Raw genomic sequence first — 15,206 nt, 5'->3', positions numbered from 1 at the left:
GGAGCCTTTGCTTTTGCGCTGCGTCCGGGTTTACTCGGATCGTCGCAACTTGATTAAAGTATACAATGTTCTGAACCTGGCTCAGACGCCTCACGCCCGGCTTCGCCGGCCCAGACCAAGGAAGCTTCCGTGGACGATCTCTCGCAGCAAACCTTTCTGAACTACATCGGCGGCGACTGGACGCCCAGCGCGTCGGGCAGGACCGCCCCGAACATCAATCCGGCCGATACCTCCGACATCGTGGGCCGGTTCCAGCTATCCAACGCCGCGGACGCCACGCGTGCCGTGGAAGCGGCCGACGCCGCGTTCGCCGCGTGGCGCGACACGCCGATTTCCAAGCGCGCCGCCATCCTGTTCCGAGCCGCGCAGCACCTGGAAGACAACGCGGACGCCATCGCGCGGGAACTGACCCGGGAAGAGGGCAAGGGCCTGAACCTGGCCAAGGACGAGGTTCTGCGGTCCGCGCAGACGATCCGCTTCTATGCCGTCGAGGGCCAGTCCTTCACAGGCGAGACCTTCGTCAACGACGACCCCGACATGATCGTCTACAGCCAGCGCGAGCCGCTGGGCGTGGTGACGGTGATCTCGCCCTGGAACTTTCCCATCTCCATCCCCGCGCGCAAGATCGCGCCGGCGCTGATCACCGGCAATACCGTGGTGTTCAAGCCGTCGTCGGACGCGCCCCTGTCCGGCTACCGCCTGACCGAAGCCTTCGTGAAGGCCGGGCTGCCGGCCGGCGTGCTGAATTTCCTGACCGGCCCGGCTGGCGCCGTGGGCGAAGCCATCACCGGCGCGCGCCAGGTGCGCGCCATTTCCTTTACCGGCTCCACCGCCGCCGGCGAGCAGATCCACCGGACCGCCGGCCTGACCACGCGCACGCAGATGGAGCTGGGCGGCAAGAATCCGCTGATCGTGCTGGCTGACGCCGACCTCGACCGCGCCGTGGACCTGGCCGTGAAGGGCGGGTTCTCGCTGAGCGGCCAGGCCTGCACCGGCACCAGCCGCGTGCTGGTGGACGCCAAGGTGAGCCAGGCCTATACGGAAAAGCTGCTCGCCCGGATCAAGAAGCTGACCATCGGCAACGGCCTGGACGGCAACTTCGACCTGGGTCCGCTGGCGACGGCCCGGCAACTGGACAACGTGCTGGGTTACATCGAAATCGGCAAGCAGGAAGCCACGCACCTGCACGGCGGTGACCGCCTGACAGGCGCCGGCTTTGACAACGGCTACTACGTATCGCCCGCGCTGTTCTCCGGCGTGACGCAGAAGATGCGCATCGCGCGCGAAGAGATCTTCGGCCCGGTGATCGCGCTGATCGAAGTGGACGGCTACGACGACGCCATCGCCCAGGCCAACGACACGGAATACGGCCTGTCGGCCGCCATCGCCACCACCGACGCGCGCTACGCGCACCGCTTCGCCCGCGATATCCAGGCCGGCACGGTGAAGATCAACCGCACGACCACGGGCAACCTGATCAACGCGCCGTTTGGCGGCCTGAAGCACTCCAGCACGTCCACGTTCCGTGAATCGGGCCGCGTGGGCCTGGAGTTCTACACGCAGATCAAGACCGTCTACCGCGCCGGCTGACGGCGCCCAAACCCGGAGGCTTTGCACATGAAACAGATCTATCGCCTGGAACTCGAAGAAGCCCGCGTCATGGTGCGCGCCGCCATCGCCAAGTCGCAGGAAATCGGCGTGCTGGAATCCATCTGCATCGTGGATGACGGCGGCTACCCCATTGCGCTGGAGCGCATGGACGGCGCCCGCATCACCGGCCCGCAGATCGCCTGGAACAAGGCGTTCACGGCCGCGGGCCACAAGCGTTCGACACACCTGTTCAACACGCCGCCCAATGGCCCTGCGCTGCCGGGCAACGAAGCCTTCGGCATCCAATGGAGCTTTGACGGCAAGTTCGCGGTGTTCGTCGGCGGCTTTCCGATCGTCGTGAACGGCGAGGTCATCGGCGGGGTCGGGCTTAGCGGCGGCAACGGCGAACAGGACACCAAGGCCGGCCTGGCCGCGCTGGCGGCGCTGGGCGAACTGCTGGAGCCGCGCGGCATGAAGGTGCTGGTCGAAGCGGACATCAAGAAATAGGCGAGGGCGCCATGGCATACCGCGTGCATATCCTGGAAACCGAAGAGGCCTTCGACGTCGAAGAGGGCGAATCCGTGCTGGAAGCCGCGGAAAGATCGGCGGTGAAGCTGCCGCACGAATGCACCTTCGGCGGCTGCGGCACCTGCCGCATCAAGCTGGCCTCCGGCGCCGTGCGCTACGACGAATTCCCGATGGCGCTGACGCCGGAAGAGGCGGAACAGGGCTATGCGCTGGCGTGCCAGGCGCGGCCCCTGGAAGACCTGTGCATCAGCGTGGCCAGCAGCCGGCAGGCGTTTCCGGAGCCGCGCCGCATTCCCGCCACCATCCATCGCATCGAACCTTTCTGCGACGACGTCATCCACCTGACGCTGGCGCTGCCGGAAGACGCGCTGGACTATGTGCCCGGCCAGTACATGAACGTGGTGCTGCCCGACGGCGAGACGCGCAGCTTCTCGATGGCGTCGCCGCCGGCGGGCAACCTGGTCGATTTCCATGTGCGGCGCATTCCCGGCGGCCGCTATACGGATCAATGGCTGGGCCAGGCCCGGGCGGGCGCGGACGTGGAGATCGAAGCGCCGCTTGGCGTGTTCAGCTACCACGAAGAGGACTGGCGGCCGCTGATCCTGATGGCGACGGGAACCGGCATCGCGCCCATCAAGGCCATCCTGGAATCCTTGCTGGACAACGAGGACTGCCCGCCCGTCACGCTTTACTGGGGCATGCGCACCGAGGCGGACTTGTACTTGCGCGACGTCATCGAAAGCTGGGCGGGGCGGCTGTATGAGTTCAATTTCGTGCCCGTGCTGTCCCGCGCCGGCGAAGACTGGACGGGGCGCCGCGGATATGTGCAGCAGGCCGTCCTGGAAGACCACGACGACCTGTCGGAACACGCCTTCTACCTGTGCGGAGCGCCCGAGATGATCCGCGAGGCCAAGAGCCTGCTGGCGGCGCGCGGCGCCAGCCTGGATCACATGTACGCCGACAGCTTCACCTTCCAGCACGAGCTGGCCTCGGCGTAGCACGCCGCGCGTAACCCGCCGCACAGAATCAGCGGCGGCCGCGCAACCGCAGTTCACCGGCCGCAATGGCCGGCTCCTGGCTAGTGGCTCGGGGTTTTCGGCTCGCGGTACACCAGCACCGGCAGCTTGGTGCGTGTCAGCACGCGCTGCGTCTCGCTGCCCAGCAGAAATCCGGTCATGCCGTGGCGGCCATGCGAGCCCATGACGATCAGGTCGCAGCCCCGCTTCTGCGCGGTGTCCACGATGGCCTCGTGCGGGTGGTCGTTGACCGTCACCACCGCTTCGCAAGGCACCAGCGCGTGCCGCGCCTCGGTTTCAAGCCCATCGAGATACGCCTGCGCGTTCTTGCGCGCCTGGTCGGTGTGATGCGTCTGCGTGGTGCCCAGCATTTCGGCCTGGTAGATCAGCAGGTGATCTTCCGGAATGGCGCGGAGCAGGGTGATGGTGGCACCCATTTCCTTGGCGAAAACGAGCGCGCGCTTGAATGCCGATTCGGACAGCAGGGAGCCGTCAACGGCGATGAGCAAATGCCTGTACATGTTGCCTCTCCTTTAGGAAAAGGAATGTCCAGCAACGGCAAAACCAGTATAGGCCTGGCGTCGGGTGCAATCCAGTCCCGCATATGGACGAGCCGGGGAGGCGCGGGAAGACGCGCGCCGGCGCCCGTGCGGCGCGGATCCGGGAAAGCCCGAGGCAGGTCAGGCGATCCGGCGCGCGGCCTCGTCGCGCGCGTCCAGTCCGTGCGGCAGCGCGGAGATGAGGCTTTGCGTATAGGGGTGGCGGGCGTCGCGCCACAGCGTGGCGTTGGGACCTTCCTCGACGATCCGCCCGGCGTTCATCACCAGCACGCGGTCCGCCAGGTAGTGGACGACCGACAGGTCATGCGAAATGAACAGATATGACAGGCGGAATTCATCCTTCAGGTCGACCAGCAGGTTGAGGATCTGCGCCTGCACCGACACGTCCAGCGCGGACACCGGCTCGTCGCAGATGACCAGGGCAGGGCGCAGCACCAGCGCGCGGGCGATGCCGATGCGCTGGCGCTGGCCGCCCGAGAATTCGCTGGGATAACGCGCCAGCGCTTCGCGCGGCAGCCCCACCGCGTCAAGGATGTGATGGATGCGCCGGCGGCGCTCGTCGCGGTCTTTGACGCGATGGATGCGCAGCGCGGCTGCCAGGATGTCCTGCACGGTATGCCTCGGGTTCAGCGAGGCATACGGATCCTGGAAAATCATCTGCACGCTCTGCCGGTAGGCGGCAAGCGGGCCTGCGGAGAGATGCGCGGTATCTTCGCCGCGCAGCAGGATGCGGCCGGACGCGGGCGTGAGCAAACGCACCAGGGCGCGAGACAGGGTGGACTTGCCGCAGCCCGACTCTCCCACCAGTCCCAGGGTTTCCCCCGGGGCGACTTCGAACGACACGCCGTCGACGGCGGCGGTCACCCCCCGGCGGGTGTGGTACTGCACGCGCAGGTCCTGCACCTGCAACAGGGGGCCGTCGGAGGGAGACGCGGGATCGTTTGCGGCGGCTTTCGTCCGCGGGGGCGTCACCAGTCCGAACACCGGCCGGCCCGATGCCGGATCAAGGCGGGCGCGAATTTCCGGCAGGCGCAGCGTGCTGTAGTGCGTGGCGTCGTCCAGCCGCAGTGACGCGCCCAGCAAGCCGCGGGTATAGGGATGGCGCGGCTGGCTGAGCAGCACCGAGGCCGGACCTTCCTCCACCTTTTCGCCGTTCACCATGACCGCCACGCGGTCGGCCCATTCGCCCACCACCGCCAGGTCATGCGTGATCAGCAGCAGGCCCATGCCCAGCTCGCCGCGCAGGTCGTCCAGAAGCTGGAGAATCTGCGCCTGGACGGTGACGTCCAGCGCCGTGGTGGGCTCGTCGGCCACCAGCAGCGCGGGCTGGCACGCGATCGCGGCGGCGATCATGGCGCGCTGGCGCTGCCCGCCGGACAAATGATGGGGATAGTCGTCCACGCGTCGCTGCGGCTCGGGCACGCGCACCATGTCCAGGAGTTCGATGGCGCGGGCGCGGGCGGCTCGGGCAGAGGCGCCGCGATGCAGCCGCAGGGCTTCGCCGATCTGGTCGCCCAGGGTCAGCACCGGATTCAGGCTGGTCATCGGCTCCTGGAAGATCATCGCGATGCGGTCGCCGCGCAGGGCGCAGCGGCGGCGTTCGGATAGCGCCAGCAGGTCCTGGCCCTCGAACAGCACGCGGCCCTGCACGCGTGCGTGGCGGGGCAGCAGCCCCATCAGCGCGAGCGCGGTGGTGGACTTGCCGCAGCCCGATTCGCCCACCAGGGCCAGGGTTTCCCCGGCGCGTATCTGCAGGTCCAGCCCGCGCACGGCCTGATGGCCCGGGAAGGCGACGTTGAGGCCTTGGATGTCGATCAGCGTAGTCATGGGTGCCTGAAAAGGGGCGGCTAGCGCGCGGGGGCGGGCGCGGCCGCGGCCGCCACGCGGCGGCGGCGCAGTTTCGGATTGAGCGCGTCGTTGATGGCGTCGCTGAGCAGATTCAGGGCCAGCACCGTGGCCATGATGGTCAGCCCGGGCAGTGCCGTCATGTACCAGGCGGTGCGCAGCGCCTCGCGGCCCGCGCCCACCATGCTGCCCCAGCTCACGACGTTGGGGTCGCCCAGGCCCAGGAACGACAGGCCGGCCTCGGACAGGATGGCATGCGCCACCAGCACGGCGGTGGTCACGATGATGGGCGGGAGGGCGTTGGGCAGGATCTCGCGGAAGATGATGCGCGCGTGGCCGGCGCCCAGCGTCTGCGCGGCCCGCACGAATTCGCGTTCGCGCAAGGTGATGAATTCGCCGCGCGTCAGGCGCGCAATGCCGGTCCACGACGTAATGCCCAAGGCGAAGATTATGGTGGACAGCGACGGCCCCAGGATCGCCACCAGCACGATGGCCAGCAAAAACGACGGCACCGTCTGGAACAGTTCGGTGATGCGCATCAGCACGGCGTCGGTGCGCGGCCCGGCATAACCCGCGAACGCGCCCACCAGCAAGCCGATGCCCAGGGCGATCGCGGCGGACGCGCCGCCCACCAGCAGGGATACCCGCGCCCCGTGGAAAAGACCCGCCAGGATGTCGCGGCCCATCAGGTCCGTGCCGGCGGGAAACTCCGCGTCCTCGCCCGGCCAGGTGAAGGGGGCGCCCACCATCTCCAGCGGATCCCCCGGAAACAGCCAGGATGCGCTGGCCGCGGCGGCCACCACGATCAGCAGGATCGCCGCGCCCACGGCGGCCGACGGCGCGCGCAAGAGGCGCAGGGCGGAAAGTGCGGATTGCTTCATGTCTTCCTCACTCTGGGGTCGAGCAGGCCGTAGCAGGCATCGACCGCGATGTTCATCAACGCCACCAGCGCCGCGCTCATCAGCAGGATGCCCAGCAACAGGTTGACGTCGCGGCTGGCGATGGCCTCGAACGAGAGCTGTCCCAGGCCGGGCCAGGCGAACACGGTTTCGACCACGATGCTGCCGCCCAGCAACGCGCTGCTCTGCAGGCCCAGCATGGTGATCACCGGCAGGATGGCGTTCTTCAAGGCATGGCGCCGGATCACGCGCGCCTCGCCGTTGCCGCGCGCGCGCGCCGTGCGGATGTAGTCTTCCTGCAGGGTTTCGATCATGGACGCGCGCGACAGCCGCGCGTAGATGGCGACGTAGTAGATCGCCACCGTCGCCACGGGCAGCGCCAGATGGCGGGCGTAATCCAGCCACAGCGCCCAACCCTGATGCGCCGCGCCCACGTCGCGGATGCCGCCCACGGGCAGCCAGTTCAGATGCACGCCGAAACCCACGATCAGCATCAGCGCCGTCCAGAACATCGGCGCGGAATAACCCGCCGTGGCCAGCCCCGACAGCAGCGTATCGAGCAGCCCGTGGGGCCGCCTGGCGGCCAGCACGCCCAGCAACACGCCCAGCGCCACCGACAGCGCCAGCCCGGCGCCGATCAAGGCCAGCGTCGCGGGAAGCCGGCCCAGGATCAAGTCGACCACCGGTTCGCCGTAGCGGAACGAATAGCCCAGGTCCAGGGACAGCAGGCTCTTCAGGTAATAGCCCAGCTGCGCCAGCACGCTCTGGTCCAGGCCGTATGCCTGCCGCAGTTGCGCGACGTGCTCGGGCGTGATGCCGCTGTTCTCCGAGGCGATCACGTCCACCAGGTCGCCCGGCACCAGCTTCAAGAGGAAAAAGTTGGCGATGGCCGTGACGCCCACCACAAACAGGATCTGCAACAGATAGCGCAGGGGGCGAGGCAGGCGCGGGAACACGATCATGATGCGCGCGAGGCCGTCAGGCCTTGCCCAGCCACACGTTGGCGAAGTTGTTGCGCGAATGGGACGAGGCGTCCGTCACGTTGCGCACCTGCCTGTCCCACACGCCAAACCAGCGGAATTCGAACAGCCCGATCAGCGGAAGATCACGTTGCGCAAGCCGCTGGACCTCGTTGTACTGTTCGATGCGCTTTTGCGGATCGGTCTCTACCTGTGCGGCCTCGATGGCGCGGTCCATGTCGGGATTGTTGTACCCGGACACGTTGTACCAGGGTGTGCCCTTGGCCTCGGCCTTGCTCCAGTAGCGCGTCTCCACGCCGAGCTGCGGGTCGATCAGCACCGTGCCCCACGAACTGATGAGCTGGAAGTTGTAGTCGGTGAACACGTTGCGGGTCCACGTCGCCAGGTCCAGCCCGCGCAGCGTGACGTCGATGCCGATCTTGCGCAGCGCCTGGCGCACGAACTCGCCGGTGCGGCGGTAGTCGTCGCCGAACGGAATGTAGTCGTGCGTCAGGGCAAAGCGCCAGCCATCCGCCTTACGCGGGTAGCCTGCCTCGTCCAGCAGCTTTTCGGCCAGCGCCGGATCGTACGCGTACTGCTGCACGTTGGGGTTGTGATAGGGCTTGACCAGCGACGGCACCGGGCTGACGAAAGGCTCGGCGTAGCCGTTCCATACCGTCTTCACCAGCACCTGCTTGTTGACCGCGTGGGCGATCGCCTGGCGCACCTTCAGGTTGGACAGGATGGGATCGCGCAGATTGGCCTCGAGCCACAGCCACGCAGCAAAGCCGTTGTAGCCGGACGTGTCGACCGCCAGCTTGGGCAACTTGGACAGACGCGTCGCGTCCGTGAACGCCACCGGGTTGCGCTCGCCATAGGCGACGCCGCCGGTCTCCAGCGCGGTGGCGCGGCCGGACACGTCGGGGATGATCTTCCACACGATGCGGTCCAGGTAAGGACGCTCGGGCTGCCAGTACTTCTCGTTCTTCTCCAGGACGATGTAGTTGCCCCGGCTCCATTCCTTGAACACGAAGGGGCCGGTGCCGACCGGCTTGTTGTTGTAGGGATTGTTCTGGATGTCCGTGCCCTCGAACAGGTGGCGCGGCAGGATCGGCGCACCCAGCGAGTCGATGGCGTTCAGTGCCACGGGCGTGGGCTGCGACAGATGCAGCACGATGGTGTGATCGTCGGGCGCATCGACCTTCTGCAGATACTGGAAGACGCGGCGCGCGCTGGGCGCATGCTTGAGCCACACTTCCTCGGCGGACCACTTCACGTCGGCCGACGTGAAGGGCTTGCCGTCGTGCCACAGCACGCCCTGGCGCAGCTTGAACGTGATCGTCTTGCCGTCATCGGAAACCGTCCAGCTTTCCGCCAGCACCGGGCGCGGCTTCAGGTCCGGCCCGTACTCCACCAGGCCGTCGAAGATCTTGCTGACCACGGCGCCTGTGGGCGTGGACGAATTCAGGTAGAACGCCAGCGTGGGCGGCTCGGGATGGACGACCGCATTGAGCACGCCGCCGCGCACCGCGCCGTCCACGGTATTGGGCAGGCTTTGCGTGTCCGCATGCGCGGGCGCGAAGATCACGTTGGGAAATAGCGCCCCGGTGCCCACCAGCGCGGCCGCGCCCATGAGCCAGCGGCGCAGCGGGCTGGCGGGCAGATCCTGGTCGTCCGCGGCGGGGGGAAGAGACTGCGTCATGGTGTTGTCCTTGCGTATGGGGAAGGGCTATCGGAAATTTGTATGCGCTGGCCAGGCCGAATCGCGTGTCAGACCGCCAGGCTCGTCAGCGCCGGCAAGTCGTCGGGGTCGCGGCGCAACAGCGTCGCCAGCAGTTCGCGGCGCCAGGCGTCGTACAGGGCGACGTGGTTGCGCGTATCCAGTCCGGTGGCGCGCTGGTTCAGCTGCCATGAATCGCGCAGGTATGGCCCCAGGATGCGCTGCGCATCCTCGTCGGCCTGGATCAGCCCGTCGACCCAGTCCTCGCGTTCGGCGGGCTCGGCGCGTTCCAGCTTCTTCAGCCACCACTGCGTGATGCGGATGCGGTGCGCTTCCTCGTCGGGCCGGATGCGGTTCTCGCCGAATTCACGGTGCCCGAAATCCAGAACCCGCGCGGTGCGCCGGTTCACGAAGAGGCGCGCCAGGATGTAGTGCTCGTAGTGAAACTGCCAGGCCAGGAAGTTCTGCCAATTGCGCAGCGCGAAGCCGCCGATGAGGTCCCACGCATCGCGCACGCCTTCTTCCACCAGCGGTAGCGGATCGGCGCCCAGCAGCACCGTGGCGCGGCCGCGCGAGAACTCCGCGTGCGCCGCGTCGTCGCCCAGCTGGCGCGCCAGCGCGAACTGGAATTCGGTGTCGTCCTTGAAGAGGCCCGATATCGCATGCGCCGCCACCTGCGTGATGAACAGGTCATGGACGGTGTTCCAGACCGCGTAGCGGCCCGCGTTCTCGCGTTCAGCAGCGTTCGCCAGGTCGCGCGGCGCATCGATGCGCGCCGCCGGGATGTTCGGGGCGACGGCGACGCGGATGTCGTCGAACAGCTGCGCTTCGAGCGCGCCGTCGTAATGCAGGGAAAGCGGCAGGTCCAGTTCGGGCATGGCGGCAAGGCGGTGGTTGTCGGAACCGCGATGCGGCGGCGGCCGCTTGCGGAAAGTCTCGACTCTAAGCAAGCGCGCAGCGACGCCACAAACATTCTTTCGTGATTTGGATATGCGCGTGGCGGCCTGCTAACAGGGGCAAACATGGGCGAATCCCGCATATGCCGATTTCAAATATGGCAATGCGAAATGAGTTGTTCCTTGCGGAAAGACCGGGCCGTAGGCTGCATGTTTACTCAACGCCCGGGCCTTCAACATGCCGCAAGCTTCAAGCACGTACTCCAAGCAGGACAGCGACGAGACGCCCAGGGTGGTTCCGGCTGCCCGCATCCAGGACGACGCGCAGGCCATCGAGGCCGCGCACACGCTGGCCGCCGATTTCGCCCAGGGCGCGGCGCGGCGGGACCAGGAGCGCGGCCTGCCCTGGCGCGAGATCGAACGCTACTCGGCCAGCGGGCTTGGCGGCATCACTGTTCCACGCGAATACGGCGGCGCCGACGTGTCCCACGTCACGCTCGCCGAAGTGTTTCGCCTGATCAGCGCGGCGGATCCGTCGCTGGGCCAGATTCCGCAGAACCATTTCGGATCGCTCAACCTTATGCGTCTGGTTGGATCGCCAGCGCAGAAGCGCCACTACTACGAAGGCGTGCTGGCCGGCCGCAGGCTGGGCAATGCCGGCCCGGAGCGGCACACGCGTCATACCCGTGACATCCAGGCGCGCCTGGTTCCCGACGGCGACGGCTTTCGCCTTAGCGGCCGCAAGTTCTACTCCACCGGCGCGCTGTTCGCGCATTGGATTCCGTCCAAGGTGCTGGATGCGCAAGGGCGGCTCGTGACGGTCATCCTTGAGCGCGGCGCACCGGGCCTCACGGTGGTCGACGACTGGTCCAGCTTCGGCCAGCGCACCACCGCCAGCGGCACCGTGCTGCTGGACAACGTGCGCGTGGAGCCGGACAGCATTCTGCCTGCATGGAGCGTGCAGGAAAGTCCGGTCCTGATCGGGCCCTTCGCGCAACTGCTGCAGGCCGCCATCGACGCGGGCATCGCCGACGGCGCGTTGCGCGACACGGTGGCATTCCTGCGCGAACGTTCGCGCCCCTGGGTGGAGGCCAACGTCGAGCGCGCCACGCAGGACCCCTATGTCATCGCGGACGTGGGGCGGCTGTACACGGACCTGCACGCCGCCGAAGCCCTGTTGATAGAGGCCGCCCAGCACCTGGACGACGCCGCCAGACGGCAACTGGACGCGGACGGCGTGGCCGCCGCCTCCATCGTGGTGGCGCGCGCCAAGGCGCTCACGACCGACATCGCACTGGCGGCCAGCGAAAAGCTTTTCGAACTGGCGGGCGCGCGCGCATCGCTGTCCGAATTCAATCTGGACCGCCATTGGCGCAACGCGCGCACCCACACGCTGCACGACCCCGTGCGCTGGAAACATCACGCGATCGGCAACCATGTGCTGAACGGCCAGCGTCCCAACCGCCACTCCTGGATCTGACGCCATGCCGCCCGACAACATTTCCACGCTGGCGCCCCGCCGCGCCGCCGTCATCCAATCCGACGCAGAAGCCATCGAAACGGCCCAGGCGCTGGCGGCCGACTTTGTGCAGGAATCGTCGCAGCGCGACCGCGAACGGCGCCTGCCGCTACCCGAGCTGGAACGCTACTCCCAATCCGGCCTGTGGGGCATCACCGTGCCGCGCGAACACGGCGGCGCGGGCGTTTCCCGCGTCACCCTGGCCGCCGTCACGGCCATCATCTCGCGCGCCGACGGCTCGCTGGGCCAGATTCCACAAAACCACTACTACGCGCTGGAAGTCCTGCGCGTGAACGGCAACGCCGACCAGCAAAAGCGCTTCTATGCCCGCGCGCTGGCAGGCGAACGCTTCGGCAATGCGCTGGCCGAGATCGGCACGCGCACGGCGGCCGAGCGCCGCACGCGGCTCACGGCGGACGGCGCGGAAGGCTGGCGCATCAACGGCAGCAAGTTCTATTGCACCGGCGCGCTCTATGCCCAATGGATACCCACCGCCACGGTCGGCGAAGACGGCATCCAGCGCCTGGCGTTCGTGCGCCGCGACAGCCCCGGCGTAGAGGTCATCGACGACTGGTCGGGCTTCGGGCAACGCGTGACCGGCAGCGGCACCGTGGTTTTCAAGGACGTCGCGGTGCCGCGGGAAGACGTGCTGCTGCTGGCGGATCCGAACGCACCCGCCAACACCATCAAGCCGCTGGCGCAGATCATCCACGCGGCCATCGACCTGGGCATCGGCCAGGCTGCGCTGGCCGACGCCGTGGACTTCGTGCGCGAGCGCTCGCGTCCATGGATCGACGCCGGTGTCGACCAGGCGCGTAACGATCCCCTGACGATCAGCGAGTTCGGCCGCCTGTCCGTCCGGCTGGAAGCGGCCCGGGCGCTGGTGGCGCGCGCCGGCCGGATACTGGACGTCGCCACCGCCGATGCCGCGCCGGCCAACGTCGCGGCCGCCGCCATCGCGGTGGCCGAGGCTCGCGCGCTGACCACCGAAGCGTCGCTCGCCGTCGGCACCAAGCTCTTCGAACTGGCGGGCACGCAGTCCACCCTGGATCACCTGAACCTGGACCGCCATTGGCGCAACGCCCGCACCCATACGCTGCACGACCCCGTGCGCTGGAAGCTGCACGCCGTCGGCAACTACTACCTCAACGACGCCCCGCCCGCGCGCGTGGGCACCACCTGAACCCCGTCGGAGCGGCCCCGTCATGGCGAAGAAGAAAATCCTCCTGAACGCGTTCAACATGAATTGCGTCGGCCACATCAACCACGGCCTGTGGACACATCCCCGCGACACGTCCGTGCAGTACAAGACGCTGGATTACTGGACCGACCTGGCCCGGCTGCTGGAACGCGGCCTGTTCGACGGCCTGTTCCTGGCCGACATCGTCGGCGTGTACGACGTCTACCAGGACTCCGCAGACCTGACCCTGCGCGAGTCCATCCAGTTGCCGGTCAACGACCCGCTGCTAACGGTGTCGGCCATGGCCGCGGCCACCAAGCATCTTGGGTTCGGCGTCACGGTGAACCTGACGTACGAAGCGCCCTATCTGCTGGCGCGCCGCTTCTCCACCCTGGACCACCTGACAGACGGCCGCATCGGCTGGAACATCGTCACCGGCTACCTGGAAAGCGCCGCCCGCGCGATGGGACTGTCCGAGCAGATCGCGCACGACGAACGCTACGACCGCGCGGATGAATTCCTGGAGGTGGCGTACAAGCTGTGGGAAGGAAGCTGGGACGACAACGCCGTCCGCGCCGACAAGCGCGCCCGCATCTACGCGGACCCCGACGCCGTGCGGCGAGTGGATCATGCCGGCAAGTACTATCGTGTTCAGGGCTATCACCTATCGGAACCCTCGCGCCAGCGCACGCCCGTGCTGTACCAGGCGGGTTCGTCCGGACGCGGCCAGGCCTTTGCGGCGCGCCATGCCGAATGCGTGTTCGTGTCCAGCCAGACGAAGGAAGGCCTGCGCAAGCTGGTGGCCAGCGTCCGGGAATCCGTGGCCCGCGAAGGCCGCGACCCGCGCGACATCAAATTCTTCATGGGCGTCACCGTGGTCCCCGGCCGCACGGAAGCCGAGGCGCGCGAGAAGCACGCGGAATACCTGCGCTACGCCAGCCCGGAAGCGGGCCTCGCGCACTACGCCAGTTCCACGGGCATCGACTTCTCACGCTATGCCGACAACGAGCCGATCCGCTATGTGAAGAACAACGCGATCGAATCCGCGGTGAAGAACCTGACGGTCGCACGGACGGACCGCACGGTGCGCGATCTTCTGGCGGACATGGCGCTGGGCGGCCGCTATCCGGCGCTGGTGGGCAGCGCGTCCCAGATCGCGGACGAGCTGGAATCCTGGGTGGCCGAAACAGACATTGACGGCTTCAACCTGGCCCGTACTGTGACGCCGGAGTGCTATCGGGATTTCATCGACCTGGTAGTGCCGGAGTTGCAGAGTCGGGGGTCTTATAAGACCGAGTATGCGGAAGGGGTGCTGCGGGAGAAGTTGTTTGGGGTGGGGAGGGGGCGGCTGCCGGAGGGACATGCGGGGGCTTTGGGGCGGGCGATGCTGGTTTGAGACGTGGTCTCGTGCGTAGTGTCTTCGTGGGCGATGTTTGGACACTTCGGATGCATCGGATCTTCGTGGGCTGCGCTTGTGTTTGGTGTGGCATCAGATCTTTGTGGGCTGTGCTGGTGTTGGCTCAGATCTTCGTAGGCTGAGCTTGTAATGCCGTGGCATCAGATCTTCGTAGGCCGCCCGACGCCGCGGTCGCCGTGGCTGCGAGCGCCCACGATTGCGGTCCGGAGCCTTCGCTCCGGACTGCCCCGTCGTCATCGTCGTTGTCGCCTTCGGCGACTGCCTTCCGATTCCCTCGGGCGCATCGAGGTTGCTCGCGGCCACGGCGCCCGCGACGCCGTGCTACGTTGGTCTTTGGTTTCGGCGCTACAAGACCTGTGGACGGGGCAGGGAATTTGCGTTGTCGCCGACGAGCTGCCGCCCGGGCGGCGGCTCGCCGGCATTTGGGTGTTTGGTCGTCGTTGCGGTGTGCGCTTGCGCGCATGCGGTGGGTGGTGTGCTAATGCCGCCTCACCGTGTGGGGGAGAGCGGTGATGGGCGGCGCGGCGACGATCCGCTTCAACTTGCCGACCTGTACGCGCCGCCCATCGGGCACTGGAGTTGAAATGGCGATTAGCGGCGGTTTGCGATCTGGTCTTAGTCAGACGCGTGGAGAACCCCGAAGGCCTCGGTACAGCCCAGAAGCGGAGCCTCCAACAGGCTAGCGTCATCGTCTCGATGCGACACGGTGCGCATACTTCAAGGAGCGCCTGCACGACCATGTGGTGTGTCGAGTGTCTGACACCCGCCAAGATGCTGGTTGGTATGAAAGCTGTCTCTCCCGGGCGTCAGACGCTTGGTGCCCGGCTAAAGCCCCGATAGAACCCAGAAGTGAAGTTACCTATACGCGAAGCGTCACCATCCCGACGCAAGACACCGCGTAAGCCCCCGGCCCGCCGCCCGCGCGGCCGGCCGTGGGCGGGCCCCGCAAGATCTTTCTCTACTCCCCACGTGTGGCGAGAACCTTAAGAACCCGCGTCGCCCCAGCACCCGACAAGCTGAATCCGAACGAGCCCGGCGTGGCGTGGGCCTGGGGTGGGCGGGGCGTGTAGATGCGCC

At 67.3% G+C, this 15,206-nt stretch carries 12 protein-coding genes; 6 read left to right on the top strand and 6 right to left on the bottom strand.

The window, feature by feature from the left end; translation table 11 throughout:
- The first annotated feature begins 129 nt into the window (after nt 1-129).
- From RT614_RS19700 to RT614_RS19690, 3 genes are read left to right on the top strand one after another with little or no spacing between them, the layout of a single operon-like run.
- Nucleotides 130-1,590: an aldehyde dehydrogenase family protein gene (locus RT614_RS19700; protein ID WP_313623809.1), complete on the top strand. Its 1,461-nt coding sequence runs from the start codon at nt 130-132 to the stop codon at nt 1,588-1,590.
- A gap of 27 nt (nt 1,591-1,617) precedes the next feature.
- The gene (locus tag RT614_RS19695; RefSeq protein ID WP_056319338.1) at nt 1,618-2,097 is read left to right on the top strand and encodes a GlcG/HbpS family heme-binding protein; all 480 of its coding nucleotides are present in this window, start codon (nt 1,618-1,620) and stop codon (nt 2,095-2,097) included.
- 11 nt (nt 2,098-2,108) lie between these two features.
- Complete coding sequence (locus RT614_RS19690) at nt 2,109-3,116, top strand: 2Fe-2S iron-sulfur cluster-binding protein (RefSeq protein ID WP_313623808.1); 1,008 nt, start codon at nt 2,109-2,111, stop codon at nt 3,114-3,116.
- A gap of 80 nt (nt 3,117-3,196) precedes the next feature.
- Here RT614_RS19690 and RT614_RS19685 read toward each other — a convergent pair whose 3' ends face one another.
- The 6 genes from RT614_RS19685 to RT614_RS19660 form a co-directional block, all read right to left on the bottom strand.
- Complete coding sequence (locus RT614_RS19685; RefSeq protein WP_313623807.1) at nt 3,197-3,655, bottom strand: universal stress protein; 459 nt, start codon at nt 3,653-3,655, stop codon at nt 3,197-3,199.
- A 159-nt stretch (nt 3,656-3,814) separates the two neighbouring features.
- Nucleotides 3,815-5,521, bottom strand: coding sequence for an ABC transporter ATP-binding protein (locus RT614_RS19680; protein WP_313623806.1), 1,707 nt, complete (start codon nt 5,519-5,521; stop codon nt 3,815-3,817).
- A 20-nt stretch (nt 5,522-5,541) separates the two neighbouring features.
- Nucleotides 5,542-6,420: an ABC transporter permease gene (locus RT614_RS19675; protein ID WP_313623805.1), complete on the bottom strand. Its 879-nt coding sequence runs from the start codon at nt 6,418-6,420 to the stop codon at nt 5,542-5,544.
- The gene (locus tag RT614_RS19670) at nt 6,417-7,394 is read right to left on the bottom strand and encodes an ABC transporter permease (protein ID WP_409558501.1); all 978 of its coding nucleotides are present in this window, start codon (nt 7,392-7,394) and stop codon (nt 6,417-6,419) included. The genes RT614_RS19675 and RT614_RS19670 overlap by 4 nt, the downstream gene beginning before the upstream one ends.
- Nucleotides 7,395-7,416: 22 nt before the next feature.
- Entirely contained in the window at nt 7,417-9,099 is a 1,683-nt protein-coding gene (locus tag RT614_RS19665; RefSeq protein WP_313623803.1) for an ABC transporter substrate-binding protein, read from the bottom strand.
- Between the two features lie 68 nt (nt 9,100-9,167).
- The gene (locus tag RT614_RS19660; protein WP_313623802.1) at nt 9,168-10,067 is read right to left on the bottom strand and encodes a hypothetical protein; all 900 of its coding nucleotides are present in this window, start codon (nt 10,065-10,067) and stop codon (nt 9,168-9,170) included.
- Between the two features lie 184 nt (nt 10,068-10,251).
- Here RT614_RS19660 and RT614_RS19655 point away from each other — a divergent pair, with 184 nt between their 5' ends.
- From RT614_RS19655 to RT614_RS19645, 3 genes are read left to right on the top strand one after another with little or no spacing between them, the layout of a single operon-like run.
- Nucleotides 10,252-11,493, top strand: coding sequence for an SfnB family sulfur acquisition oxidoreductase (locus RT614_RS19655; protein WP_313623801.1), 1,242 nt, complete (start codon nt 10,252-10,254; stop codon nt 11,491-11,493).
- Nucleotides 11,494-11,497: 4 nt separating this feature from the next.
- Nucleotides 11,498-12,715, top strand: a complete 1,218-nt coding sequence (locus RT614_RS19650) for an SfnB family sulfur acquisition oxidoreductase (protein WP_313623800.1) — start codon at nt 11,498-11,500, stop codon at nt 12,713-12,715.
- A 22-nt stretch (nt 12,716-12,737) separates the two neighbouring features.
- Nucleotides 12,738-14,108: an LLM class flavin-dependent oxidoreductase gene (locus RT614_RS19645; RefSeq protein ID WP_313623799.1), complete on the top strand. Its 1,371-nt coding sequence runs from the start codon at nt 12,738-12,740 to the stop codon at nt 14,106-14,108.
- The last annotated feature ends 1,098 nt before the right edge of the window (nt 14,109-15,206 follow it).

The organism is Achromobacter sp., from assembly GCF_032102605.1.
Lineage (GTDB): Bacteria > Pseudomonadota > Gammaproteobacteria > Burkholderiales > Burkholderiaceae_B > Achromobacter.
The sequence above is the reverse complement of the archived record's forward strand: the minus strand, read 5'-3'. Positions and strand labels throughout refer to the sequence as shown.

What these genes read in the sequence shown, in the direction of transcription:
- RT614_RS19690 (WP_313623808.1), top strand. Translation starts at nt 2,109, where the DNA reads ATGGCATACCGCGTGCATATCCTGGAAACCGAAGAGGCCTTCGACGTC.
- RT614_RS19685 (WP_313623807.1), bottom strand. Translation starts at nt 3,655, where the DNA reads ATGTACAGGCATTTGCTCATCGCCGTTGACGGCTCCCTGCTGTCCGAA.
- RT614_RS19695 (WP_056319338.1), top strand. Translation starts at nt 1,618, where the DNA reads ATGAAACAGATCTATCGCCTGGAACTCGAAGAAGCCCGCGTCATGGTG.
- RT614_RS19665 (WP_313623803.1), bottom strand. Translation starts at nt 9,099, where the DNA reads ATGACGCAGTCTCTTCCCCCCGCCGCGGACGACCAGGATCTGCCCGCC.
- RT614_RS19680 (WP_313623806.1), bottom strand. Translation starts at nt 5,521, where the DNA reads ATGACTACGCTGATCGACATCCAAGGCCTCAACGTCGCCTTCCCGGGC.
- RT614_RS19645 (WP_313623799.1), top strand. Translation starts at nt 12,738, where the DNA reads ATGGCGAAGAAGAAAATCCTCCTGAACGCGTTCAACATGAATTGCGTC.
- RT614_RS19675 (WP_313623805.1), bottom strand. Translation starts at nt 6,420, where the DNA reads ATGAAGCAATCCGCACTTTCCGCCCTGCGCCTCTTGCGCGCGCCGTCG.
- RT614_RS19655 (WP_313623801.1), top strand. Translation starts at nt 10,252, where the DNA reads ATGCCGCAAGCTTCAAGCACGTACTCCAAGCAGGACAGCGACGAGACG.
- RT614_RS19650 (WP_313623800.1), top strand. Translation starts at nt 11,498, where the DNA reads ATGCCGCCCGACAACATTTCCACGCTGGCGCCCCGCCGCGCCGCCGTC.